Raw genomic sequence first — 24,193 nt, 5'->3', positions numbered from 1 at the left:
CATCAGCGATAAAATTCGCTGCGCCCGCCCGGCTGGCGCTTGAAGCGCCGATGGATCCACAGGTACTGGTCCGGCGCCTCGCGCACCATGTCCTCGATCGCCGCATTGACCTGCGCGGTATCGGCGATCACATCGTCGGAGGGGATGTCGGCCAGCGGCGGTGCGATCTTGAGGATGTAGCGGCCACCTTCGCGCCGATGGAAGTACGGCACCACGGCGCAGCCGGTCAGCCGCGCCAACTGGTGGGTGGCGGTGATGGTGGAGGCCGGATGCCCGAAGAACGGCACGAACACCGTGTCCTTGCCGCGCATGTCCTGATCCGGCGCGTACCACAGGAAACCGCCGCGCTTGAGGTGCTTGATGGTGGCGCGCAGATCTTCGTTGGCGAACATGTGCGTGGCATAGCGCAGCCGCCCGCGCTTGACCGCCCACTCGAACACCGGGTTGCGATGCCTGCGGTACATGCCGGCCAGCGGTACGTAATCGCATAGCAGCCGCCCGCACATCTCCAGCGTCATGAAGTGGCCGGACACCAGCAACACGCCGCGCTTTTGTTCCTGCAGACGCTGCAGATGTTCCAGCCCTTCGACCTGCACGCCCGGACGGATGGCATCGATGCTGCCCCACCAGGCACGTGCGAATTCGAATAGGCCCACGCCCAGCGCATCGAAACTGTCGCGCAACAGCCGCGCCCGCCAGGCATCGTCCTGTTCGGGAAAACACAGCTTGAGGTTGACCTCGGCAGCGCGCCGGCGCGTGCCGGCCAGGCGCATCGCGATCCAGCCCACGCCACGGCCGAGCGCGCGCTGCAGCGTCCAGGGCAGGCGTCCGGCGATCACCATGACGGCAAGGGCCAGATACATCGGCCAGTGCCTGGGGTTGCGCAGGGAAGGGCGGACAGCGACGTTGGCGGGTTCGGACATGCGTCAATTCTAAGGGATCACGCGCGCGCGTCGGCGTGCACATGCGCACGCCGCAACGCTCCCGTATCCTGCAGCGATGCGGAAAGACCCGATCGAATGGCTGTTGCGCGGACTGTACTCGGCGCTGTTGTACCTGTTGCTGCCGGTGACGGTGTACCACCTGGTGTGGCGCGGTTTTCGCGTGCGCGAATACTTCAACCGCTGGAACGAGCGCTATGCCTCCTACACGCATGCCTGCGGTCGCCCACGCGTATGGGTGCACGCGGTGTCGGTGGGCGAGGTCAATGCCGCCGCGCCGCTGGTCAACGCCTTGCGCGCGCAGCGTCCGGATATTCGCTGGGTCATCACCACCATCACCCCCACCGGCTCCGAGCGCGTGCGCGCGGTCTGGGGCGATGCGGTGGACCACGTGTATCTGCCCTATGACGTACCCGGCAGCGTTGGCCGGTTCCTGGAGCATTTCCGCCCGCGCCTGGCGTTGATCCTGGAAACCGAACTGTGGCCGAACATGTTGTTCGGCTGCCGCGATCGCCAAATTCCGGTGTACATCCTCAACGCGCGGTTGTCGGCGCGCTCGCTACGCGGCTATCGCCTGCTGGCGCCGTTGATCAGCCGCGCGCTGCGCAGCGTCACCTGCGTGGCGGCGCAGTCGCACGACGATGCCGAACGCTTCATCACGCTGGGTGCGCGGCCCGACCAGGTGATCGCACTGGGCAATCTCAAATTCGATATCGCCGCGCCTGCGCAGTTGCAGGCGCTGGTCGCGCAGTTCCATACGCATGTGCCGGCAACGCGGCCGGTGTGGATTGCCGCCAGCACGCACGAAGGCGAGGAAGCGGCCGTGGCCGACATCCATGCGCGCCTGCTGCTGCAGTTTCCTGACTTGTTGATGTTATGGGCGCCGCGCCACCCGGAGCGCTTTCCCAAGGTCGAGGCCGTGGCGCGCGAGCGTGGCTGGGCCGTGTCCACGCGCAAGAGCCAGCAATGGCCGCAGGCGCGCGACAAGGTGTTTGTCATCGATACCCTGGGCGAGCTGATGAGCTTCTACGCCTGCGCGCAGGTCGCCTTCGTCGGCGGCAGCCTGCAACCGATAGGCGGGCACAATCTGCTCGAACCGGCGGCGGTCGGCACGCCGGCGGTCACCGGCCCGCATCTGCACAATTTCTCGGAGATTTCGCGGCGCATGCGCGAGGCCGATGCGGTGGCCATCTGCGACGATGCCGACAGCGTCTACCACGATCTTGCGCGCCTGCTCGGCGACCCTGCCCAACGCGAGGCGATGGCCGCGGCGGGGCTGGCCTTGGTCGCCAATGGCAAGGGCGCGGTGGCGCGGACGCTGGTGCAGATCGCGCCGGACCTGCCGCCGGTGGTGAGCGAGGGCGCGGCGTCCTGAGGATGTCACTGCGCCTGCACTGCAGCATTGCAGTGATCCTGCCGCAGTCACGCTAATGCGCGTCAGCCAACGGCCTTGGAGTGCCAACAGGGCGTGGCGATCGCGCAGTCGTGTGATCAGCCGCTTTGGGCGTCATCTGGAGAGTCTCAAGCCGCATTGGTCGAGCGTGCGGTGTCCTCGCCGCTCGCGGGACACGCCGTGAATCGGTCCGTGGAGGCTCTGTGGCGGCATCCCTGCCGCCATACGGTCCCGCAACCGGCGAGGACACCGCAGCAGAGAGTTCGCCGGTTGCTTTGTCGAAATTGCTTGCAAACCTGCACGCCGACCATCTCGACTGGTCCTTGCCCGTTCACCGTCGCGGGACCTGACGCGGCATGGAGGCCGCGTAAGAGCTTACTGGGACGTACTTGCAGCGTGTCCCGTGATGGTGGGCGGGCAAGGGCCCTGCAGCCAAGTCGCAGATCAGCGGCTAATGCCGCAGTCATCGCAGGGATCGCAGGCAGCTAGGTACGCGCGTGCATCGGACATAAAAAAGGCGGGCCTGCGCCCGCCTTTTTAGTTACCTATCGGCCCGCATTACTGCAGCGAGCCACTGCCCTGCAGCTTGGACTCGGCATCCTGCGACAGCAGGCGGTTCACGTCCTGCAGGTCGGTGATGTCGAGCTTGCCGATCGCCTGGCCCAGCAGCAGACGGTTCTGCAGGAAGTTGTAGCGCGACTGCGCATAGTTCAGCTGCGCCTGGAACAAGGTGCGCTGGTTCTGCACCACGTCCAGCACGGTGCGCGTGCCGACTTCCAGGCCCACCTGCGAAGCGTCGTATGCGGCCTGTGCGGAGACCACGGCCAGGCGGCGTGCTTCCACTTCGCTGATGCCGGCGACCACGGTCTGGTAGGCATTGCGCGTGTTGCGATCCAGCGCGCGCTTCTGCTGCTCGTAGGTGTCCTGCTGGATATCGCGACGCGACAGCGCCTGACGCACGGCCGACTGGGTGGCGCCGCCGGCGAAGATCGGAATCGACAGCGTGATGCCGATCGAATCGGTATCGATGTCGCGGCCGCTGGTGGTGAAGTTGCCGGCCGCCTGGTCGACGGTGCCTGCGCCTCCCCAGCTGTTGGTGCGGCCGATATTGGCGCCAAGGTTCAAGGTGGGGTAGTGGCCCGCACGCGCGGCATTGACCTGCGCCTCGGCGGCGCTGACCTGCAACTGCTGCGCCTTCAACGCCGGATTGTCGGCGATGGCGGTGGCCACCAGTTGATCGACGTTGGCATAGGCGGCCGGTACTTCCGGACGGAACTCTTCCGGCAGTGCACGCAGGCTGACCACCGGCTGGCCGGTGAGCTCGGTCAACGCCTGGTAGTAATCCTTTAGCGTGTTGCGCGCATTGATCGTGTCGGCACGCGCCTGGTCGTACTGGGCACGCGCTTCGTGCACGTCGGTGATCGGGGCCAGGCCCACTTCCAGGCGTTTGTCGGCGTAGTCGAACTGTTTCTTGGCGGCCGCTTCGTTGGTCTCTGCCGCCGCCAGCGATTCGATGCCGACCAGTACCTGGAAATACGCCGCCGAGGTGCGGGTGATCAGGTCGTTGTTGGCCGATTCCAGCGTGAAGTCCGCCGCCTTGGCCACTTCGCGCTGTGCACGCAGATTGGCGAACTGCGCCCAGTTGAAGATGGTCTGGTTGCCCTGGATCGCGTACTGACGCTGCTTGGTGGTCGAGCGGCCATCCACGCCTTCCAGCTCGCGGTGCGACTGGGTGTAACCGGCGGTGCCGTCCAGCTGCGGCAACAACGCCGCACGCGCCTGCACTTCGCCCTCCCGATTGACCAGGCGAGTGGACTCGGCCACTGCCAGCTGCGGATCGCCGTTGCGGGCCATTTCGTAGACCTGCAGCAGATCGGTGGCGTTCGCAGCCATCGGAGACAGGGCGGCGGCCAGCGCCAGGACGAGGGATCGGCGGATCATCGGGGAAGCTTCCTTGGGAATCAGAATTGGAATCGGGGCGTCGGTGCGGCGCCCTGGAGATAGGCGAGGTCGGTTTCGAACAACGATTCGATGCGCGGCGCGTTGACGTCGCCACGGACCAGGACCGCTTCCATCACTGGATCGTGACCGCGCACCACGAACAGCCGGCCGTTCGGGCGCAGCCACTGCAGCCACTGCGTCGGCAGCGACTCGACCGCGCCGGTCACGCAGATGGCATCGAAGCGACGCTCGCTCTGCCAGCCGAACACGTCGGCGGTCTCGATCCGCACATTGCTGCCCAGGCCGCTGCTATCCAGATTGGCGCGTGCAGCGGCGGCCAGTGCCGGGTCGATCTCCAGGCTCAGCACTTCGCGGGCCAGCGCGGCCAGGCAGGCAGTGGAAAACCCGCTGCCGGTGCCGATTTCCAGCACGTCTTCGCCCGGCTGCAGATCCAGCGCCTGCAACATGCGGCCTTCCACTACCGGCTTCATCATCTTGTGGCCGGCCGACAGCGGGATTTCCACATCGACATAGGCCAGGGTCTTGTAGGCCTCGGGCACGAAGGCTTCGCGTGGCAGGCGCGCCAGCACCTCGAGCACGCGCAGGTCCAGCACGTCCCACGGCCGGATCTGCTGTTCGACCATCTTTTCGCGGGCCTGGGAGAAATCGATCGTCATGGTGCGGTTATCCAACGCGGTGGGGCAGGCATTTTACCGGTGCACGGGGCAACTGGCGCATCTAGCATCGCTGCGCGCCGCCAAACGGCGCAGTGCCGGAAGTCATCGCCACCAAAGGCCGGGGGCGGTCAGCGCGGCGCATACGCCCTCAGGAAAAAATCCACGCTGGCCTGCAGGTGCTCGTCCACCTGCGCGCGGGTGGGCTGGCCATGCAGGCCGCACATCATCAGCGCATACAGCTCGCCCTTGAGCAGGCAGAAGAACTGCGAGGCCGCACGCGCCACGTCGTCGATCTTCAGCTGGCCATCGGCCACGCGCGCGGACAGGAAATCCGCCAGCGCCTGCTGGGTTCGCTTGGGGCCGGCGTCCCAGAACATCTCACGCACATGTACGTCGCCGGTGCCGGGCGCCATCATCATGCGGTGGGTGGCGATGGCCGAGTCGGTGCTGACCATGGCGAAAAATGCGTCGGCGATTTCGATCAGCTGATCGCGCAACGCGCCCTCGGGGGCGTGGTCGAACAGGTCGTCCGGCATCATGTGCTGGCATTGCGCACGGATCGCCTCGGAAAACAGGCTCTCCTTGTCGCCAAAATGACTGTAGACGGTGAGCTTGGACACGCCCGCCTGCGCGGCGATGCCATCCATGCTGACACCGGCATACCCCTGCTCCATGAACATGGTGCGGGCAGCGCCCAGGATGGCGGCGCGTTTCCCAAGATCCTTGGGCCGTCCAGGGCCGTTGCTCTTGGCCTTGGACTTGAGGGGGGGCGAGCTGGACATGCCGCCAATACTAGACCATCGGGTTCTATATTTATACTCGCCGCCCGCGCTGCGCCTTGAAGCACTCAGGAAAGATCGCGCCCCCGCGTTAGCTGCGCCCCCGCTTGGTGATGGCCAATAATTGTTTCAACTGAATGCCTCCCGGTGTCATGGTGCGTCCCATCCTTGTGGGGAATCCACCTAGGGCGCCGAAAAACCCCCGGTGATAGATTGACTAACGGTCTGTCGGCGCATGTCGGCAGCCTCTTTTGCCGGCACGACGAGGGGATGGGAGAGCGTGGACAGGGTCGGGGCGCATGCGCATACAGGCTGCGTCCGCAGCACATGCGTGCGGCGGACCGGGCTGCTGTGGCGATGGGCATTGCTGGCCTGCATCCTGCTCGGCGTGTGGCCGGCCGGCGCCCAGCCGCCGACCCATACCGCGTATCACACCGTCACGCGCTGGAGCATGGACGACGGCCTGCCGCACAATCTGGTGCATGCGGTGGCGCAGGGCGCCGACGGCCTGATCTGGCTGGGCACCTGGGAAGGCGTGGCGCGCTTCAACGGCCGCGACTTCACCGTGTATGACCGCCAGAACACACCGGGCGTCGAGCTGGGGGGCGTGTTCGTGGTGATACGCGACAGCACCGGCGGAATGCTGTTCGGCACCGCGTTCGATGGCGTCTATCACTACCAGGACGGCCACTGGCAGCAACTGGGCGACGCTTCGGCGCGGCACCTGGCGGTCAGTGCGCTGCTGCGACGCGCCGACGGCGCGCTGTGGGTCGGCACGCCGCAGACGCTGTACCGCATCGAGCCGGATGGGCGGGTGGTGGACGTCGGTCGCCAGGCCGGCCTGCCGCGCGCGCGCATCACCGCGCTGGCGGCCGAGGGCAGTGGCGATTTATGGGTGGGTACCGAAGTCGGGCTCTATCGTCTGCCCCGCGACGGCAGCGCAGCCGAGGCCTGGGGCAAGGCACATGGGATGCGCGCCGCACCGGTGCGGCGGCTGGCCGGCGATCGTCAGGGCGGCCTGCTCGTTGCAGGCGACGACGGCGTGTGGTGGTGGAGCCGCGGCGGCGGCCTGCAGCGGTTCCGCCAGGGCCAGCGCGTGGATGCATTGCTGCTGGACCGGCGCGGACATCTGTGGATGAGCCTGCCCTCGGGCACGCTGGTGGTCCACAGCGGTGCGAATGCGCCCGACGAACAGATCGCCATTTCAGGAGTGGCCAGCCCGGCGCTGCTGGAAGACGCCGAGGGCCTGATCTGGGTCGGCAGCACGCACGGCCTGTTCCGCATTGCCGAGGGCGCCGCGCACGGCGTCACCCACGAGGACGGGCTGGCCTCGGACTATGTGCGCACGGTGTTGCAGACCGGCGACGGCACCGTGTGGGTGGGCAGCGCGGTGGGCCTGGACCGCTGGCGCAATCGTCAGATCAGTCGCGTGTCGGTGGTGCCGAACCAGGGCGGACGCGTGCTGGAGCAGTCGGTGCTGGCCCTGGCCGACGCCGGCGATGGCGGCGTCTGGGCCGGCACCTACAGCCAGGGTGTGGTGCGGCTGGATGCGCAAGGTCGCGTGGTGGCGCGCATCGGTGCGGCCGACGGCCTGCCGTCGCTGTCGGTGCGCGCGGTGTTGCCGGATGGCCAGACGCTATGGATCGGCACCACGGCCGGGCTGGTGCGCTGGCGCGATGGCAAGGCACGCCGCTACACCGCCGCCGACGGCGTACCCGATGGCTCGGTGCAGGTGCTGTATCGCGACACGCTGGGCACCGTGTGGATCGGCACCGATCGCGGCATGACCGCGCTGTCGGCAAACGGCAGCACGCGCGCATGGCTGGGCGAGCAGGATTTTCCCGGACAGAACGCCTTCGACTTCCTGCGCGATGCCAAGGGCGACCTGTGGATCGCCAGCGATCGTGGCCTGCTGCGGCTGAGTGGTGAGACCTTTCGCGTCTACGACCACCGGGTCGGGCTGCCGCGCGACAAGGTGTTCCGGGTGATCGATGACGGCCGCGGTTATTTCTGGTTGTCGAGCAACCATGGCGTGTTCCGCATCGCGCGCAGCGACTTCGACCAGCTCGATGCCGGGACGCGCGAGCAGTTGAGCGTGGAGGTGGTGGATCGCAGCGACGGCATGCCCGGCAATCAAGGCAACGGCAGCAGCGCGCCGGCCGGCTGGATGACGCAGTCCGGGCAGCTGCTGTTCCCCACCGCTGCGGGCCTGGGCGTGATCGATCCGGCGCGCGTGGGCACCTTGCAAGGCCATCGCGTGCCGATCGTGTTCGAGCGCCTGCTGGTCGACGGCATGGTGCAGCCGCTCACTGGCCTGCATCGCTTCGGTGCGGAGACCCGGCGCATCGCCATCGGCTATGCCGGGTTGAATTTCCGTGGCCCGGACAAGGTGCGCTACCGCTACCGGCTGGAGGGCTTCGACCCGGACTGGGTGGACGCCGACAGCGCCAGCGAGGCGGTCTACACCAATCTGCCGCCGGGGCGCTTCCGCTTCCGTGTCCAGGCGATGTCGCTGCCGGTGGACTGGCGACAGACCGCGCTGTTGGGCGAATCCAGCCTAGTGATCGCGCTGGCGCCGCCGTGGTGGCGGCGTGGCGAAGTGATCGCCCTGGGCATCCTCGGGCTGGGCAGCCTGATCTACGGGTTTTATCTGTGGCGTACCGCCAGTTATCGCCGCCGGCAGCGCCAGCTCAATACGGTGATCGACGCACGCACACGCGAGCTGAGCGACAAGAACCTCGCGCTGCAGCAGGCCAGCCAGGAGCGCGAAGCGCTGATGCGCCAGCTCGAATACCGCGCCAGCCATGACGTGCTGACCGACCTGCCGAATCGGCGCGAGGCCGAGCGGGTCCTGCAGCAATGGTTCGACGATGCGCACGCCGGTGGCGCCCCGTTGGCGTTGGTGCTGATGGATATCGACCACTTCAAGCACATCAACGACGAATACGGCCACGAGGTCGGTGACGCGGTGCTGTCCGCGATCGGCGAAGCGCTCAGTGAACAGGATCGGGCGCAGTGCTTTGCCGCGCGCCACGGTGGCGAAGAGTTTCTGCTCGCGGCAGTGGGTGTGGACGCGGCACAGGCGCGCGCCTTGTTCGAGCGCATGCGCCAGCGGCTCGCCGCGATCGCTGTCCAGACGCAGGGCACGACGGTGCGCTGCACCGCCAGCATGGGCATGGCGATGAGCGATGAGGCACCGAGCCGGCGCGAATTGCTGGCGCTGGCAGACCGCCGTCTGTACCACGCCAAGCGGCTGGGGCGCGATCGGCTGGTGGATCAATAAGGCTGCTGTGTGCCGGCTGCGTGGAGCTGCCGCGCTCATGTCTGCAACTGGTCCGCCTGCGCATGCAGCAACGCGACAAATGCCTGCGCGGCGCGCGACAGGGTGCGCCCGCCATGGGTCACGCAGCCCAGCTCGCGCGACAGCGCCACGTCGGGCAGCGGCAGCGCCACGATCTGATGGTCGATCATGCGCTCCGGCAACACGCTCCACGCAAGGCCCACCGACACCAGCATCTTGATCGTCTCCAGATAATTGGTGGTCATACGCAGGCTCGGCACCAGGGCGCGCTCGGCGAACAGGCCGGCGACGATGCGATGGGTGAACGTGCCCGGGTCCGGCAGCACCGCCGGATGCGCCACCACATCTTCCAGCGACACCGCGCGCAATGCGGCCAGCGGGTGATCCGGCGCCACCACGAACTGCAGGCGGTCATGCCAGATCGGTTGCGCGCGTAGCGGCGCACGCGTATCCGGTGCCAGCGTGGTGACCGCCAGCTCCACCTCGCCGCGCAGCACCGCGGCATAGGCCAGTTCCGAGTCCAGAAACTGGATGTCCAGCGCGGCCTGCGGGTGTTGCGCAGCGAAGCCGCGCAGCAGGGCGGGCAGGCGGTGCAGGCCGACATGATGGCTGGTGGCCAGGCTCAGGCGCCCGCCGATCGCCGCGCCAAGATGCTCCAGTACGCGGCGGGTGTCCTGCAGCTCGGCCAGGATGCGTTGCGCACGCGGCAGCAGGGCCTGGCCGGCCTCGGTCAGCACCACCTGGCGGCCAAGGCGGTCGAACAGCCGCGCCGACAGTTGCGCTTCCAGCAAGGCGATCCGTTTGCTCACCGCCGGCTGGGTGAGATGCAAGGCCTCGCCGGCTGCAGAAAAGCTGCCGCTCTCGGCGATCGCCACGAAGGCGCTGAGGCTTGCCAGATCCATTGCCATTCCCAAATTTCATTTGTTGAATAAACAATATGAATTTGCGTTATCCAAGGCAAGCTCCTAGCATCGAACGCAGCCAGGTGGGTGCTCCCACCATCCGCCAACCGGATCGCCGCAATGACTGCCAAGACGCTGTACGACAAGCTGTGGGACCTGCACGAGGTCACGCGCCGCGACGATGGTTCGTCGCTGATCTACATCGACCGCCACATCCTGCATGAAGTGACCTCGCCGCAGGCGTTCGAAGGCCTGCGCCTGGCCGGGCGCAAGCCGTGGCGCATCGACGCCAACATCGCCACGCCCGACCACAACGTGCCGACCACGCGTGCCGAGCGCCAGGGCGGGCTGGAGTCGATCTCCGACGAAGTCTCGCGCCTGCAGGTGCAGACGCTGGACGAGAACTGCGACGACTTCGGCATCCTCGAGTTCAAGATGAACGATGCACGCCAGGGCATCGTGCATGTGGTCGGCCCGGAGCAGGGCGCCACCCTGCCGGGCATGACCGTGGTCTGCGGCGATTCGCACACCTCCACGCATGGCGCGTTCGGCGCGCTGGCGCACGGCATCGGCACCTCCGAGGTCGAGCATGTGCTGGCCACGCAATGCCTGATCGCCAAGAAGATGAAGAACATGCAGGTGCGCGTGGAAGGCACGCTGCCGTTCGGCGTGACCGCCAAGGACATCGTGCTGGCGGTGATCGGCAGGATCGGCACCGCTGGCGGCAACGGCCATGCACTGGAATTTGCCGGCAGCGCGATCCGCGACCTGTCGATGGAAGGCCGCATGACCATTTGCAACATGTCCATCGAAGCCGGTGCGCGCGTGGGCATGGTGGCGGTGGACGAAAAGACGATTGCCTACGTGCAAGGTCGCCCGTTCGCGCCCAAGGGCGCCGACTGGGAGGCGGCCGTCGCGCTGTGGCGCACGCTGGTCTCCGATGCCGACGCGCACTTCGACACGGTGGTGGAGCTGCGCGCCGAAGACATCAAGCCGCAGGTCAGCTGGGGCACCTCGCCGGAAATGGTGCTGGCGGTGGATCAGCTGGTGCCCGACCCGGCAACCGAACAGGATCCGACCCGGCGCGATTCGATCGAGCGCGCGCTGAAGTACATGGGCTTGCGCGCAAACCAGCCGATCACCGAGATCCGCCTGGACCGGGTGTTCATCGGCTCGTGCACCAACTCGCGCATCGAAGACCTGCGTGCGGCCGCTGCGGTTGCGAAGGGCCGCAAGGTCGCCTCCACGATCAAGCAGGCGTTGGTGGTCCCCGGCTCGGGCCTGGTCAAGGCGCAGGCCGAGGCCGAAGGCCTGGACAAGGTATTTCTGGACGCCGGTTTCGAATGGCGCGAGCCGGGTTGCTCGATGTGTCTGGCGATGAACCCGGACAAGCTGGGCAGCGGCGAACACTGCGCCTCCACCTCCAACCGCAATTTCGAAGGCCGCCAGGGCGCCGGCGGCCGCACCCATCTGGTCAGCCCGGCGATGGCCGCAGCGGCGGCGGTCAGCGGGCATTTTGTTGATGTGCGTGACCTTGGAGATTCGGGAATAGGGATTCGGGATTCGTAAAAAGCGCTCCGCCATCCCCAGCCTTTTCGAATCCCCAATCCCCAATCCTCAATCCCGGCCTCTCTCAATGACCCCTTTCACCCAACACACCGGACTGGTGGCGCCGCTGGATCGCGCCAATGTCGATACCGACCAGATCATTCCCAAGCAATTCCTCAAGTCGATCAAGCGCACCGGCTTCGGGCCGAACCTGTTCGACGAATGGCGGTATCTGGACATCGGCGAGCCCGGCCGTGACAACAGCCAGCGCCCGCTCAATCCGGAGTTCGTGCTCAATTTCCCGCGCTATCAGGGCGCCAGCGTGCTGCTGGCACGCGAGAACTTCGGCTGCGGTTCCTCGCGCGAGCACGCGCCTTGGGCGCTGGACGAATACGGCTTCCGCACCGTGATCGCGCCCAGCTTTGCCGACATCTTCTTCAACAACAGCTTCAAGAACGGCCTGCTGCCGATCGTGCTGGCCGAAGCGGAAGTGGACGCCCTGTTCGAGCAATGCCTGGCCACCGAGGGCTATCAACTCACTGTGGATCTGGCCGCACAGCGCGTGCGCCGCCCCGATGGCGTGGAATACGGCTTCGACATCGATGCATTCCGCAAGCACTGCCTGCTCAACGGCCTGGACGACATCGGCCTGACCCTGCAGGACGCCGATGCGATCGGTCGCTTCGAGCAAGGCCATCGCGCGCGTCAACCGTGGCTGTTCGGCGCGCTGCAGTAAGGTCGCCGGCGGTCACCGATGAGCCGGTCATGCCAGGTGTGTGTGGCGCGATGTTGATTTCCAAGGCGCTGCGGCGCCAACTGACGAGGATTGCATGAGCAAGCAGATTCTGATTCTTCCTGGCGACGGCATTGGCCCGGAGATCATGGCCGAAGCGGTCAAGGTGCTGACGCGCATCGATGCGCAACATGATTTGGGTTTCAGCGTGGTGTACGACGAACTGGGTGGCGCGGCCTACGACAAGTACGGCAGCCCGCTGGCCGACGAAACGCTGGAGCGTGCCCGCGCTGCCGACGCGGTGCTGCTGGGCGCCGTCGGTGGGCCGCAATGGGACACCATCGACCCATCGTTGCGCCCGGAGCGGGGCCTACTCAAGATCCGCTCGCAGCTTGGGTTGTTCGCCAATCTGCGTCCGGCACTGCTGTATCCGCAGCTGGCGGAGGCCTCCACGCTCAAGCCGGAGGTGGTGTCCGGGCTGGATCTGCTGATCCTGCGCGAGCTCACCGGCGGCATTTATTTCGGTCAGCCGCGGGGCACGCGCACGCTGGAAAACGGCGAGTGTCAGGCCTACGACACGCTGCCATACAGCGAAAGCGAGATCCGCCGCATCGCCAAGGCCGGTTTCGAGATGGCACGTTTGCGCGGCAAGAAGCTGTGTTCGGTGGACAAGGCCAATGTGCTGGCATCGAGCCAGCTATGGCGTGCCGTCGTCGAAGAAGTGGCCAAGGACTATCCGGACATCGCGCTGTCGCACATGTACGTGGACAATGCAGCGATGCAGTTGGTGCGTGCGCCCAAGCAGTTCGACGTGATCGTGACCGACAACATGTTCGGCGACATCCTGTCCGACCAGGCGTCGATGCTCACCGGCTCGATCGGCATGCTGCCCTCGGCCTCGCTGGATGCCAACAGCAAGGGCATGTACGAGCCGTGCCATGGCTCGGCGCCGGACATTGCAGGCAAGGGCATCGCCAATCCGCTGGCCACCATCCTGTCGGTGGCAATGATGTTGCGCTATACGTTTGCGCAATCTGCTGCCGCTGATGCGATCGAGCAAGCGGTCGGCAAGGTGCTCGACCAAGGCCTGCGCACCGCCGACATCTGGTCGGAAGGCACGACCAAGGTTGGCACGGTGGCAATGGGCGATGCAGTGGTGGCCGCGCTGTAACAGCGATCGCTTCCTTGATGCGTGGTGGCCGTCCTGGTGGCTATCGTTCTTCTGACGATAGCCACTTTCGTTTGGCGGCTGCCTCATCCGTGACCACATCATTCAACCGAAGCATCTGCATGAACCTGCGGATGGCGTGCGCAGGACTGGTCGGCATGCAGGGTCGGTCGGTAGCGCGGCGCCGCATCCGATGTCGGGACGCGCCGTCAATCCGTCCCTGGAGGCTCGGTGGCGGCATCCATGCCGCCACACGGTCCCGCCCCCCGACGCGGCACCACGCTCCCAAGATTGCTACTGCTGACCGGCAAGCAATGCGTCAAGCACGTGTTGATGCCTGCGGACTTCCTGGCCGATGTAATCAGCAAGCCATCTATCTGCTCACGTCGCCAGGATGGACGCTCCGAAGGACCTCCAGCCCGGCATGCGCTCTGCATTTCTTTCCGCACCCGATAGCAATTGGTGGTGCTTGCGCGGGTGCCGGCGTGGGACCTTGAGCGGCATGGATGCCGCGCCAGAGCCTACATGGACGTACTTGCGGCGTGTCCCACACCGGTACGCGTGCAAGCGTCTGCAGCAACCCGATGCATTCGTATAAAACCCGCAGATGCCGCCCCCAAGATCGGTGGCGCGGCGCCGTATCCAGTGACGGTAGGCGCACAGGCGCCCGCAGCAAATCGACGCCCTTGCAAGAAAGCTGGGACACCAAAACCAGAACGGCCAGCAGATCACACTGCCGGCCGTCAGGTTTGCATCGTCCAGCGAATGAGCGGTGTTACGCCACCGCAGCCGTCTTGCCGGCAACCACGCCGCGCTCGCGCTGACGCAGCAGGCGGTTGGCCACATCCAGCCACGCCAGGGCGCTGGCTTCGATGATGTCCTTGCTGGTGCCGGTGCCCTCGTATTCCACACCGTCGTGGCGCACGCTCAGGCTGGCTTCGCCGCGCGCATCTGCGCCGATGCCCACGCTGTGTACCTGGTAGCTGTCCAGCTCCAGCTTCACACCGGTGGCCGACGCCAGCGCGCCGAAGAGCGCGTCTACCGGGCCATTGCCCTGTGCGGTTTCGGCCACGCGATTGCCTTCCGGGTCGGACAATTCCACCAGCGCATTGGCACGGCTGCCGACATCGCTGATGGTCATCGACGCCAGGCGATAGCCTTCCTGCACGGTGGCGTCCTGCATCAAGGCCTGCAGATCCGCGTCGGTGACCACGCGCTGCTTTTCGCACAACGCCTTGAACTGCTCGAAGACCAGCTTGACCTCTTCTTCCTCCAGCAGGTACCCCAAGGCACGCAGGCGCTGTTCCACCGCCGCGCGGCCGCTGTGGCGGCCCAGCACCATCTGCGAGGACTCCCAGCCCACGTCTTCCGGACGCATGATTTCGTAGGTGCCGCGATGGCGCAGCATGCCGTGCTGGTGGATGCCCGACTCGTGCGCGAACGCATTGCCGCCGACCACTGCCTTGTTGCGCTGCACCGGCATGCCGACCAGGCGCTGCAGCAACTGCGAGGTGGAGACGATGCGAGGGGTGTTGATGTCGGTGTCGATGTTGTAGAACGCACCGCGCACCTTCAGTGCCATGGTGATTTCTTCCAGCGCGCAGTTGCCAGCACGCTCGCCGATGCCGTTGATGGTGCACTCGACCTGCCGTGCGCCGCCTTCGATCGCCGCCAGCGAGTTGGCCACCGCCAGGCCCAGATCGTTGTGGCAGTGCGCGCTGAAGATCACGGTGTCGGCACCTTCCACGCTGGCGATCAGGCGCGAAAACATGCCGCGGATTTCTTCCGGCGTGGTAAAGCCCACCGTGTCCGGCAGATTGATCGTGGTGGCACCGGCGGCGATCGCTACGCGCGCCACCTCGGCCAGGAAATCTTCTTCGGTGCGGGTGGCGTCTTCGGCGGAGAACTCGATGTCGTCGATATAGCCGCGCGCCAGCGTCACATGCTTGTGCACCGACTCCAACACCTGCTCGCGGCTCATGCGCAGCTTGTGCTCGCGGTGCAGCGGGCTGGTGGACAGGAAGACATGCAGGCGCGGATTGGCGGCCGCCTCCAGTGCACGTGCGGAGGTTTCGATGTCGGCCTGCAGGCAGCGCGACAGCACCGCCAGCGTGGGGCGACGCAGCTCGCGGCCGATCATCGCGACGGCCTCGCGGTCCGAATGCGAACTGGCCGGGAAACCGGTTTCGATGATGTCCACGCCGAGTTCGTCCAGCGCGCGCGCCATTACCAGCTTTTGCTGGGGCGTCATGCTGCAGCCGGGGGATTGCTCGCCGTCGCGCAGGGTGGTGTCGAAAATTCGGATACGCGGGGTCTGGTTGGATACGGTCGTGTTCACCAGGAAGACTCCTCTACGGCGATGGCGGTGACAGGCGTTGGAGCGACTGCGGATGGGCGGGAAAGAACGGGTGTTTCGGGAAGTGACTTGGCGCTGCGTTCGTTGCGAAGTCGCTCGGTGTTGCGACGACGCGGCTTGCGTGGCGGCCGCGGCCGCACCTCGGACAAGAGTGTGGCCAGAACAGTTGCGTCGATATTACCGCCAGAGACCACCGCACACTTGCGTTTCCCTGAAACGCGGCGACCGGCGGCCAAGGCCAGCGCGCCAGCGCCCTCGGCGATGACGTGTTCTTCCAGGGCCAGGCGCACCAGCGTTTCGCGCAATTCGGCCTCGCGCACGATCACCACATCGTCGAGCAGGCTCGCGCACAGGCGGCGGGTCAGAAAGCCGGGAATCTTGACCTTCACGCCGTCGGCCAGGGTGGGGACGGGAGCGATTTCACGCAGATCGCCACGTACGGCGCGCGCCATCGAGTCGACACCTTCCACCTGCGCGCCGACGATGCGCACGCCTTGCGATTTCAGCGCCAGCGCCACCCCGGAGGCCAGCCCGCCACCGCCGATCGGCACGATCACCACGTCCGGCGCATGCGCGGCCAGCTCGATGCCGACCGTGCCTTGCCCGGCGATCACATCCGGGTCGTCGAAGGCGGACAGAAAACGGTAGCCGTTCTGGTCGGCCAGCTCGCGCGCGAACGCAAACGCCTCGTCGTAGCTGTTGCCATGCTGGCGGACGGTGGCGCCCCAGTGCGCGACGCCGGCGATCTTGGTCTGCGGCGCGCCGTAGGGCATCACCGTGATGGCCTGCACGCCCAGCCGGTACGCCGACCACGCTACGCCTTGCGCATGATTGCCGGCCGAGGCGCAGATCACCGGGCGCTCGTCGCCGCGTTCCAGCCCCGCCAGCAAGGCGTTCAATGCACCGCGCACCTTGTACGAGCCGGTGCGCTGCAGATTTTCCAGCTTCAACCACACACCGAAGCGCTCGGCGTAATGCAGCGGCGTGGGCGACAGATACTTGCGCAGACGGGCCTGCGCGGCCAGAACGTCGGCCACGCTGACCGCCACGTCGCCTACGTCTGGCTCCTGCGGGGAGGGGCGGCCGGAATCAGGCATTGCGGCACGCGCACGGCCGATCCGGGAGAAGACACCTCCGGACAGCAGTTTCATGCTCGCGCGAGGTCCGGGCGTTCACGCCGCGACCTCGACCGAGTCCAGCGCGGTGATCGTCACCGACTCGCAGTCGTACACCTTCTCCAGCTGCAGGCGCAGCGTCTCCGGCGGGCGGGTGCTGTCCACGTCCAGTTGCAGATGCCAGCGGCCGGCATCGTCCGGGGCGCTGGCGCCGTGGATGGCGCAGGGGCGGAAGCCGCGTCGCTCGGTCATGCCGAGCACGCGCACCAATGCGCCTTCGGCCGGCTTCAGCACCAGATCAAGCCGGTAACGCATGCGATGTCTCCTTGGCCGCGTGTGCGGGATTGCTGTCCAGCATGGTGCTGTTGGCGTTGTTGGGCGGCACCAGCGGCCATACGTTGGCACGCGCGTCGATGGCCACATGCAGCAGGCCGGGGCCGGGTTGCGCCAGCAGTTCGGCCAGCGCGGCATCGACATCGCCGCGCGCGATGATGCGCTTGGCCGGGATGCCGAAGACCTGCGCCAGGGCGGCAAAATCCGGGTTGTCGGACAGATCGATTTCGCTGTAACGCTCGGCAAAGAACAGTTCCTGCCACTGCCGCACCATGCCCAGCGAGCTGTTGTCCAGCAACACGATTTTGACCGGCAGCTTGCAGCGCGCGATCGTCACCAGCTCCTGCACGTTCATCATGAAACTGCCGTCGCCGGAGACCAGCACCACGGTGCGGTCGGGGCAGGCGAACTGCGCGCCCATCGCCGCCGGCAGGCCGAAGCCCATCGTGCCGAGCGCGCCGCTGGTGAGGTGATTGCGCGGATCGTTGAAGCGGCAATGCTGGGCCACCCACATCTGATGCTGACCTACATCGCACGCGATGATGGTGTCGGCCGGGGCTACTTCGCTCAGGCGCTTGAGCAGCGCCGGCGCGTAGATATCGGTGCCGGGCGCGTCGTAACGCGCGCCGAATTTTTCGCGGTTGGCAAAGCAGCGCGTACGCCATGCCTGGCAATTGCCACGTGCCGCGCTCAGTGCTTTCAGGCTGACCGCCACATCGCCGGGCACGGCGATGTCGGCCGTACGCAGCTTGGAGATTTCATACGCATCGGCATCCAGATGGATGACGCGCGCGAATGGTGCGAACTCGCTCAACTTGCCGGTGGCACGGTCATCGAAGCGTGCGCCGACCACCACTAACAGATCGCATTCCTGGATCGCCATATTGGCCGCGCGGGTGCCGTGCATGCCCAGCATGCCCAGATAATCCGGATGCGCATGCGGCAGCGCGCCCAGGCCGCGCAAGGTCAGCGCGGTGGGAATGCCGGTGGCTTCGACAAAGCGCCGAAATGCCTCCACCGCACCGGCCAGGGCGATGCCGCCACCGCCGTACACCACCGGGCGTTCGGCGCTGGCGATGGCCGCCAGCGCTTCGGCCAATTTCGCATCTTCCGGGGCCGGAGGCGGCAACACTGCCGCCGGCACATGATCGGGCAGATGCGAGGCATCGGCGATCTGCACGTCCTTGGGCAGGTCGATCAGCACCGGCCCGGGGCGTCCCTCGCGCGCAATGCGGAACGCTTCGCGCACCATCTCCGGAAGATCCTCCACACGCCGCACCAGAAAACTGTGCTTGACGATCGGCATGGTCATGCCGAACACGTCCAGTTCCTGGAACGCATCGGTGCCCAGTAGGGGCGTGGCGACCTGGCCGGTCAGGCACACCATCGGGACCGAATCGAGCATCGCATCGGCGATGCCGGTGACCAGATTGGACGCGCCCGGGCCGGAGGTGGCCACGCACACGCCGACCCGGCCGCTGGCACGGGCGTAGCCGTTGGCAGCGAGGGCGGCGCCCTGTTCGTGACGGACCAGGATGTGCTTGAGCCTGGAATCCACCAGGGCGTCGTAGAACGGCATGATGGTGCCGCCCGGATAACCGAACAGCGTTTCCACGCCTTCGGCTTCCAGGGCCTGCGTCAGCCAGCGCGCGCCGTTGCGGGGCGTGCTGTGTGCGGAGGTGTTCATGCGTTGCGGACCTTCGGTGTTAGCGGTGGGGGTGCGGCGCCATTACGCCGCTTGTTGATTCGCTGGTGCGGCGGCGGCTTGCTGCTGACCGTTGAGCCACACCATCTTGGCGCGCAGCTTCTTGCCCACTTCCTCGATCGGGTGCTCCAGATCGGCCTGCTTGAACTTGTTGTAGTTCGGCAGGCCGGCTTCGTACTCGGCCACCCAGTTCTTGGTGAAGGTGCCGTTCTGGATATCGGTCAGCACGTCCTTCATGCGCGCCTTGGTGCTGGCGTCGATCACGCGCGGGCCGCTGACATAATCGCCGTATTGCGCGGTTTCGGACACGAATTCCAGCATGCGGGTGATGCCGCCTTCGTAAAACAGGTCCACGATCAACTTCAGTTCGTGCAGCACTTCGTAGTACGCGATCTCCGGCTGGTAGCCGGCTTCCACCAGCACTTCGAAACCGGCCTGCACCAGCGACGAGGCGCCGCCGCACAGCACGGCCTGCTCGCCGAACAGATCGGTTTCGGTCTCTTCCTTGAAGGTGGTCTTGATGATGTTGGCGCGCGCGCCGCCCAGGCCGCCGGCATAGGTCAGCGCGAACTGCTCGGCCTTGCCGCTGGTGTCCTGGTAGACCGCGTAGATGCACGGCACGCCGCGGCCGATCTCATATTCGCGACGCACCAGCGCGCCCGGACCCTTCGGCGCGACCAGCACCACGTCCAGATCGGCGCGCGGGGTGATCATGTCGAAATGCACGTTCAGGCCATGCGCAAACAGCAGGCAGGCGCCTTGCTTCATGTTCGGGGCGATGACCTCTTCGTAGAGCTTCTTCTGCACCATGTCCGGGGTCAGGATCGCGACCAGGTCGGCACTCTTGACCGCCTCGGCCGGCGCCACCACGGTGAAGCCGTCGGCCTGAGCCTTGGATTCGGTCGGGCCACCGGCACGCAGGCCGACGGTGACGTCGAAGCCGGAATCGCGCAGGTTCAGCGCATGCGCGCGGCCCTGGCTGCCGTAGCCGATGATCGCGATTTTCGGTTGGGTGTCGTTGCTCATGGAGTAGTCCTTGCGGGGTTGGCAGTGGGAAAAGGATCAGCCGGCAGCGTCAGGGGCTGGCCGGCCGAGCAAAGCGGGGATGGACGACGGCACCGGCCACGCAGGCACTGCACCAGCGCAGTGGTCGGCGCGGGTAGGGCAGATGGTGGCGATGTCGGTGATGTCGTTCATGTCATTCGAAACTTTTGGTGGTCCCTGAAACGCGAAACCCCGCGCCGTTGCCGGTGCGGGGTCTGATCGAAGCCTTGTGTGTCTGTTGCCTACACGAAGTCCCGTCCCGCACCGGTTGGCGAGGTAATAAGTACGAGCACGAGAAGCGACGCTGCCGACGCGCCGATCGGCGCGGACACTGGGGCGTTCGAGGTGGTGTGGCGGTGCGACATGTGACTGAGATAACCATCGCTGCAGGTGGGGTGTCAACCCTTGCGCATGAAACGGCCGCATCAATCGGCGCTGTGCCGCGCGAAACCGCGTGGCAGCAGCATGGTTGCTGTTGAAACCGCATCGTTGCAGGGTGGTGACGGGCGATGCGAGTCACTAAATGCGCGGTATTTGTGCTGACAGGCAGCGCTTGTCGAGCGAGGCGGCCCGACCCGCTGGTATGGTTGGCCACTTATCTGTGGTGTCCGGGGATCTTCTGTCATGCGTCGCGTACCTGTGTTGTTGATGTCTGCCTTGGCGCTGCTCGCGCCGCCCCTCACTGCTGCCGACCGGATCACCGGGCAGCCGTTCGCCACCCGCTCGGAAGTCATCGCCCCGCATGCGATGGCGGCGACCTCGCAGCCGTTGGCCACCCAGATCGCGCTGGATGTGATGAAGGAGGGCGGCTCGGCGGTGGACGCGGCGATTGCTGCCAATGCCGCGCTGGGCCTGATGGAGCCCACTGGCAACGGCGTCGGCGGGGATCTGTTTGCGATCGTCTGGGACCCCAAGACCAGCAAGCTCTACGGCTACAACGGCTCGGGCCGCTCGCCCAGGTCGCTGACTCTGGCCGAGTTCCAGCGCCGTGGGCTGAAGGACATACCGCCGACCGGCCCGTTGCCGGTCTCGGTGCCGGGCGCGGTGGATGGCTGGTTCGCGCTGCACGAGCGCTTCGGGCGCAAGCCGATGGCGCAGAACCTGGCCCCGGCGATCCGCTACGCCCGTGAGGGCCATCCGGTAGCAGAGACCATCGCCTATTACTGGGACCGCTCGGTGCCGCGGCTGTCGCAGTACCCAGGCTTCAAGGAGCAGTTCACCATCGACGGCCATGCCCCGCGCAAGGGCGAGCTGTGGAAGAACCCGAACCTGGCCAACACCTTGCAGCAGATTGCCGACGGCGGCCGCGATGCGTTCTACAAGGGCGACATCGCCCGCACCATCGGCGCCTATTTCAAGGCCAATGGCGGCTACCTGAGTTACGAGGATCTGGCCAGCCACACCGGCGAGTGGGTGGAGCCGGTGTCCACCAACTACCGTGGTTATGACGTCTGGGAGTTGCCGCCCAACAGCCAGGGTATCGCCGCACTGCAGATGCTCAATATCCTGGAGGGCTACGATTTCTCCAAGATCCCGTATGGCTCGGCCGAGCATGTGCACCTGTTCACCGAAGCCAAGAAGCTGGCCTTCGCCGACCGCGCGCGCTTCTATGCCGACCCGGCGTTCCAGCCGGCGCCGCTGGCCAGGCTGATTTCCAAGGACTACGCCGCGCAGCGTCGTTCGCTGATCTCCATGGACAAGGCGCTCAAGGAAGTGCAGCCGGGCACGCCCAAGCAGCTGGAAGAAGGCGACACCATCTACATGACCGTGGCCGATGCCGACGGCATGATGGTGTCGCTGATCCAGTCCAATTACCGCGGCATGGGCAGCGGCATGGCCCCGCCCGGGCTGGGCTTCATCCTGCAGGACCGCGGCGAGATGTTCGTGCTGAAAAAGGATCACCCCAACGGCTACGCGCCGGGCAAGCGGCCGTTCCAGACCATCATTCCCGCCTTCGTCACCAAGGACGGCAAGCCGTGGCTGAGCTTCGGGGTGATGGGCGGGGCGATGCAGCCGCAGGGGCACGTGCAGATCGTGATGAACCTGGTGGACTTCCATATGAATTTGCAGGAGGCCGGCGACGCGCCACGCATCCAGCATGAAGGCTCCACCGAGCCGACCGGCCAGGCCACCGCGATGAGCGACGGCGGCGAGGTCAACCTGGAAACCGGCTTCTCCTACGACACCATTCGCGCGCTGATGCGCAAAGGCCACCGGGTGATCTTTGCCGATGGCCCGTATGGCGGGTACCAGGCGATCGCGCGCGACCCGGCCAGCGGGGTGTATTACGGCGCTTCGGAAAGCCGCAAGGACGGGCAGGCCGCCGGCTACTGAGCGGGCGCTTGCGGTGCGTGGCGCCGCTCAATTGCAACCGCAGTGCGCCGCTAATGATGGTGATGGATTAGGAAAGCCCATGAGCTCGATGCAACAGCCCGATCCGCCGTCGCAAACGCATGCGGCGCTGCTCCCCGATGCACCGGTCGCGCTGTTGCGGCTATCGGCCGAGGCCTGCGTGGTGGCCTGCAACCGCGCAGGCCTGGATGTCCTGGGCAAGACCGCCGGCGAGCTGCAGGGCGCACCGGCGTCGGTGTTGTGGGGATTGTCCGCAGCCGATCTGATCGGCGAAGACGGCGTCTGGGCGGCCCCGGGCGACGACCCGGCCCGGCGCGTGCGCTATGTGCGCGACCGCGAGCACGGTGGCTGGATGCTGTCGTTGCCGCATGTGGAAACCGCGATCCTGCTGCGCGAAGCCACCCGCCTGGCCGACGACAGCCGGCCGGTGCCGATCTCGCCGCTGCTGCAGCCGCTGGTGGCGCGCCTGCAGGCCGAACACGAAGACCGCACCGTGCTGGAGCGCACCGCCAACGCGTTGGCCGGTTGCGAACTGGAACTGCTGCTGCCGCCCGGTCTGGCGGAGACCGACATGGGGCGCCGGCTGCAGGCCGGCTTCGGCAATCTGGCCGAAGCGATCCGCCAGGCCGTGGCGTTGTCGGTGCAGATCGCCGCCGAAGTGCCGCCGCTGGTGGCCGAAAACGACGGCATGGTGCGTCAGTCGCAGGCGCAGGCCGATGCACTGGATGGCGCCCGCACGGCGGTGCAGCGGCTCTCTTCGAGCCTGCAGGACGTCAACGCCGATCTGACGCAGGTGATTGCGCTGGCCGCCAGTGCCGACGACAGCGCACGTCAGGGCGTCGCCGCCGCACATGCGCTGGGCCAGGCCATGCACGAAGTGGAACGTCGCGCCGCGCGTGCCGGCGAGGTCATCGAAGTCATCGACTCGGTGGCGTTCCAGACCAATATCCTGTCGATCAACGCCGGCATCGAAGCCGCGCATGCCGGCGATGCGGGGCGCGGGTTCGCGGTGGTCGCCACCGAGATCCGCCGCCTGGCCGAACGGGCGGCAGCGGCTGCGCGCGACGTGCGCGCGATCCTGGCCGAAACCAGCGCCGCGGTGGGCGAGGGTGCGGCCTCCGCGCGCGGCACCGAAGCGGTACTCGACGGCATCACCCGCGTGCTCGGCCAGGCCAGCAGCGCGATGACCACGGTGGCCGGGCGGATCCAGGCGCAGGACGGCGAGATTCGCGGCATCGAACGTGCCGTCGATGGCGTGGTGGCGCTGGGTCGCAGCAACCTGCAGCATGCCGCGCACGTGGCCGAACGCAGCGAGGCGCTGGAGCGCGGTACCGAAACGCTGCGCGATTGCGTGGGCCTGTTCCGTCTGCCGGCCGACCCGCTGACAGTGCCTCGGCACGCGCGCGTCAAGGAACTCGCCGTGGCGACCGCCGCTCGTATCGGCACTGCCCTGGCGCAGGCCATCGCACGCGGCCAGATCGACGAAGCGGCGCTGTTCGCCCGCACCTACACGCCGATTGCCGGCGTGGAGCCGGCCAAGTTCACTACCGACTTCGATGCGCTTTGCGACGAGGTATTGCCGGCCTTGCAGGAGCCGCTGCTGGATGCGCATCCGTGGATCGTGTTCGCCATCTGCGCCAATCCCGACGGCTATGTGCCCACGCATAATCTGCGCTTCACCCAGCCGCTGACCGGCGATCCCAAGCGCGATCTGGTCGGCAACCGCACCAAGCGCAAGTTCACCGACCGCGTCGGCCGCAGCGTGGGCGCGCACACCGACCCGTATCGCCTGCAGGTCTACCGCCGCGACACCGGCCAGATCATGTTCGACCTGTCGGCCCCGATCTACGTCGGCCGCAAGCACTGGGGTGGTTTGCGGGTGGGCTATACGCTGGACTAGCTTGC

General features: G+C 66.6%; 17 protein-coding genes. 7 read left to right on the top strand and 10 right to left on the bottom strand.

What is annotated here, in order from left to right; translation table 11 throughout:
- Window positions 1-2: 2 nt before the first annotated feature.
- On the bottom strand, window positions 3-923 hold the full coding sequence (locus DGN21_RS15980; RefSeq protein ID WP_046344209.1) for an LpxL/LpxP family Kdo(2)-lipid IV(A) lauroyl/palmitoleoyl acyltransferase: 921 nt from the start codon (window positions 921-923) through the stop codon (window positions 3-5).
- 76 nt (window positions 924-999) lie between these two features.
- On the opposite strand from DGN21_RS15980, the gene waaA reads away from it, so the two are divergent.
- Entirely contained in the window at window positions 1,000-2,316 is a 1,317-nt protein-coding gene (gene waaA / locus DGN21_RS15975; protein WP_184550721.1) for a lipid IV(A) 3-deoxy-D-manno-octulosonic acid transferase, read from the top strand.
- A gap of 576 nt (window positions 2,317-2,892) precedes the next feature.
- Here the strand turns inward: waaA and DGN21_RS15970 are convergent.
- From DGN21_RS15970 to DGN21_RS15960, 3 genes are all read right to left on the bottom strand, one after another.
- Window positions 2,893-4,275, bottom strand: coding sequence for a TolC family outer membrane protein (locus DGN21_RS15970; protein ID WP_102251311.1), 1,383 nt, complete (start codon window positions 4,273-4,275; stop codon window positions 2,893-2,895).
- A gap of 20 nt (window positions 4,276-4,295) precedes the next feature.
- Window positions 4,296-4,952, bottom strand: a complete 657-nt coding sequence (locus DGN21_RS15965) for a protein-L-isoaspartate O-methyltransferase (protein WP_024938983.1) — start codon at window positions 4,950-4,952, stop codon at window positions 4,296-4,298.
- 128 nt (window positions 4,953-5,080) lie between these two features.
- A complete protein-coding gene (locus tag DGN21_RS15960; protein ID WP_065032828.1) occupies window positions 5,081-5,734 on the bottom strand; it encodes a TetR/AcrR family transcriptional regulator in 654 nt (217 codons plus the stop codon).
- Between the two features lie 328 nt (window positions 5,735-6,062).
- Between DGN21_RS15960 and DGN21_RS15955 the strand changes: the two genes are divergently transcribed.
- Entirely contained in the window at window positions 6,063-9,014 is a 2,952-nt protein-coding gene (locus DGN21_RS15955; RefSeq protein ID WP_241235275.1) for a ligand-binding sensor domain-containing diguanylate cyclase, read from the top strand.
- Between the two features lie 35 nt (window positions 9,015-9,049).
- Here DGN21_RS15955 and DGN21_RS15950 read toward each other — a convergent pair whose 3' ends face one another.
- Window positions 9,050-9,934 (bottom strand): LysR family transcriptional regulator, encoded by an 885-nt coding sequence (locus DGN21_RS15950; protein ID WP_126966883.1) that lies wholly within the window; start codon window positions 9,932-9,934, stop codon window positions 9,050-9,052.
- Between the two features lie 120 nt (window positions 9,935-10,054).
- Between DGN21_RS15950 and leuC the strand changes: the two genes are divergently transcribed.
- The 3 genes from leuC (at window position 10,055) to leuB (ending at window position 13,386) form a co-directional block, all read left to right on the top strand.
- The gene (gene leuC, locus DGN21_RS15945; protein WP_126966882.1) at window positions 10,055-11,503 is read left to right on the top strand and encodes a 3-isopropylmalate dehydratase large subunit; all 1,449 of its coding nucleotides are present in this window, start codon (window positions 10,055-10,057) and stop codon (window positions 11,501-11,503) included.
- Window positions 11,504-11,570: 67 nt separating this feature from the next.
- A complete protein-coding gene (leuD, locus tag DGN21_RS15940; RefSeq protein ID WP_046344204.1) occupies window positions 11,571-12,218 on the top strand; it encodes a 3-isopropylmalate dehydratase small subunit in 648 nt (215 codons plus the stop codon).
- Between the two features lie 94 nt (window positions 12,219-12,312).
- A complete protein-coding gene (gene leuB, locus DGN21_RS15935; protein ID WP_126966881.1) occupies window positions 12,313-13,386 on the top strand; it encodes a 3-isopropylmalate dehydrogenase in 1,074 nt (357 codons plus the stop codon).
- A 772-nt stretch (window positions 13,387-14,158) separates the two neighbouring features.
- Here leuB and DGN21_RS15930 read toward each other — a convergent pair.
- The 5 genes from DGN21_RS15930 to ilvC form a co-directional block, all read right to left on the bottom strand.
- Window positions 14,159-15,721: a 2-isopropylmalate synthase gene (locus tag DGN21_RS15930; RefSeq protein ID WP_024940104.1), complete on the bottom strand. Its 1,563-nt coding sequence runs from the start codon at window positions 15,719-15,721 to the stop codon at window positions 14,159-14,161.
- On the bottom strand, window positions 15,718-16,836 hold the full coding sequence (locus DGN21_RS15925) for a threonine dehydratase (RefSeq protein ID WP_046344200.1): 1,119 nt from the start codon (window positions 16,834-16,836) through the stop codon (window positions 15,718-15,720). The genes DGN21_RS15930 and DGN21_RS15925 overlap by 4 nt, the downstream gene beginning before the upstream one ends.
- Before the next feature lie 75 nt (window positions 16,837-16,911).
- On the bottom strand, window positions 16,912-17,169 hold the full coding sequence (locus tag DGN21_RS15920; protein ID WP_054591287.1) for an ACT domain-containing protein: 258 nt from the start codon (window positions 17,167-17,169) through the stop codon (window positions 16,912-16,914).
- Window positions 17,153-18,874, bottom strand: coding sequence for an acetolactate synthase 2 catalytic subunit (gene ilvG, locus DGN21_RS15915; protein WP_016902671.1), 1,722 nt, complete (start codon window positions 18,872-18,874; stop codon window positions 17,153-17,155). The genes DGN21_RS15920 and ilvG overlap by 17 nt, the downstream gene beginning before the upstream one ends.
- A 42-nt stretch (window positions 18,875-18,916) precedes the next feature.
- Window positions 18,917-19,918 (bottom strand): ketol-acid reductoisomerase, encoded by a 1,002-nt coding sequence (gene ilvC, locus DGN21_RS15910; RefSeq protein WP_039519112.1) that lies wholly within the window; start codon window positions 19,916-19,918, stop codon window positions 18,917-18,919.
- 642 nt (window positions 19,919-20,560) lie between these two features.
- On the opposite strand from ilvC, the gene ggt reads away from it, so the two are divergent.
- Entirely contained in the window at window positions 20,561-22,270 is a 1,710-nt protein-coding gene (gene ggt / locus DGN21_RS15905) for a gamma-glutamyltransferase (protein WP_126966880.1), read from the top strand.
- Window positions 22,271-22,349: 79 nt separating this feature from the next.
- Window positions 22,350-24,188: a methyl-accepting chemotaxis protein gene (locus tag DGN21_RS15900; RefSeq protein ID WP_160955118.1), complete on the top strand. Its 1,839-nt coding sequence runs from the start codon at window positions 22,350-22,352 to the stop codon at window positions 24,186-24,188.
- The last annotated feature ends 5 nt before the right edge of the window (window positions 24,189-24,193 follow it).

The sequence above is a fragment of the Xanthomonas sp. MLO165 genome, assembly GCF_018831305.1.
Taxonomy (GTDB): Bacteria; Pseudomonadota; Gammaproteobacteria; order Xanthomonadales; family Xanthomonadaceae; genus Xanthomonas; species Xanthomonas arboricola.
Note: the sequence above shows the minus strand (reverse complement) of the source record. Positions and strands in the feature narration are given on the sequence as shown.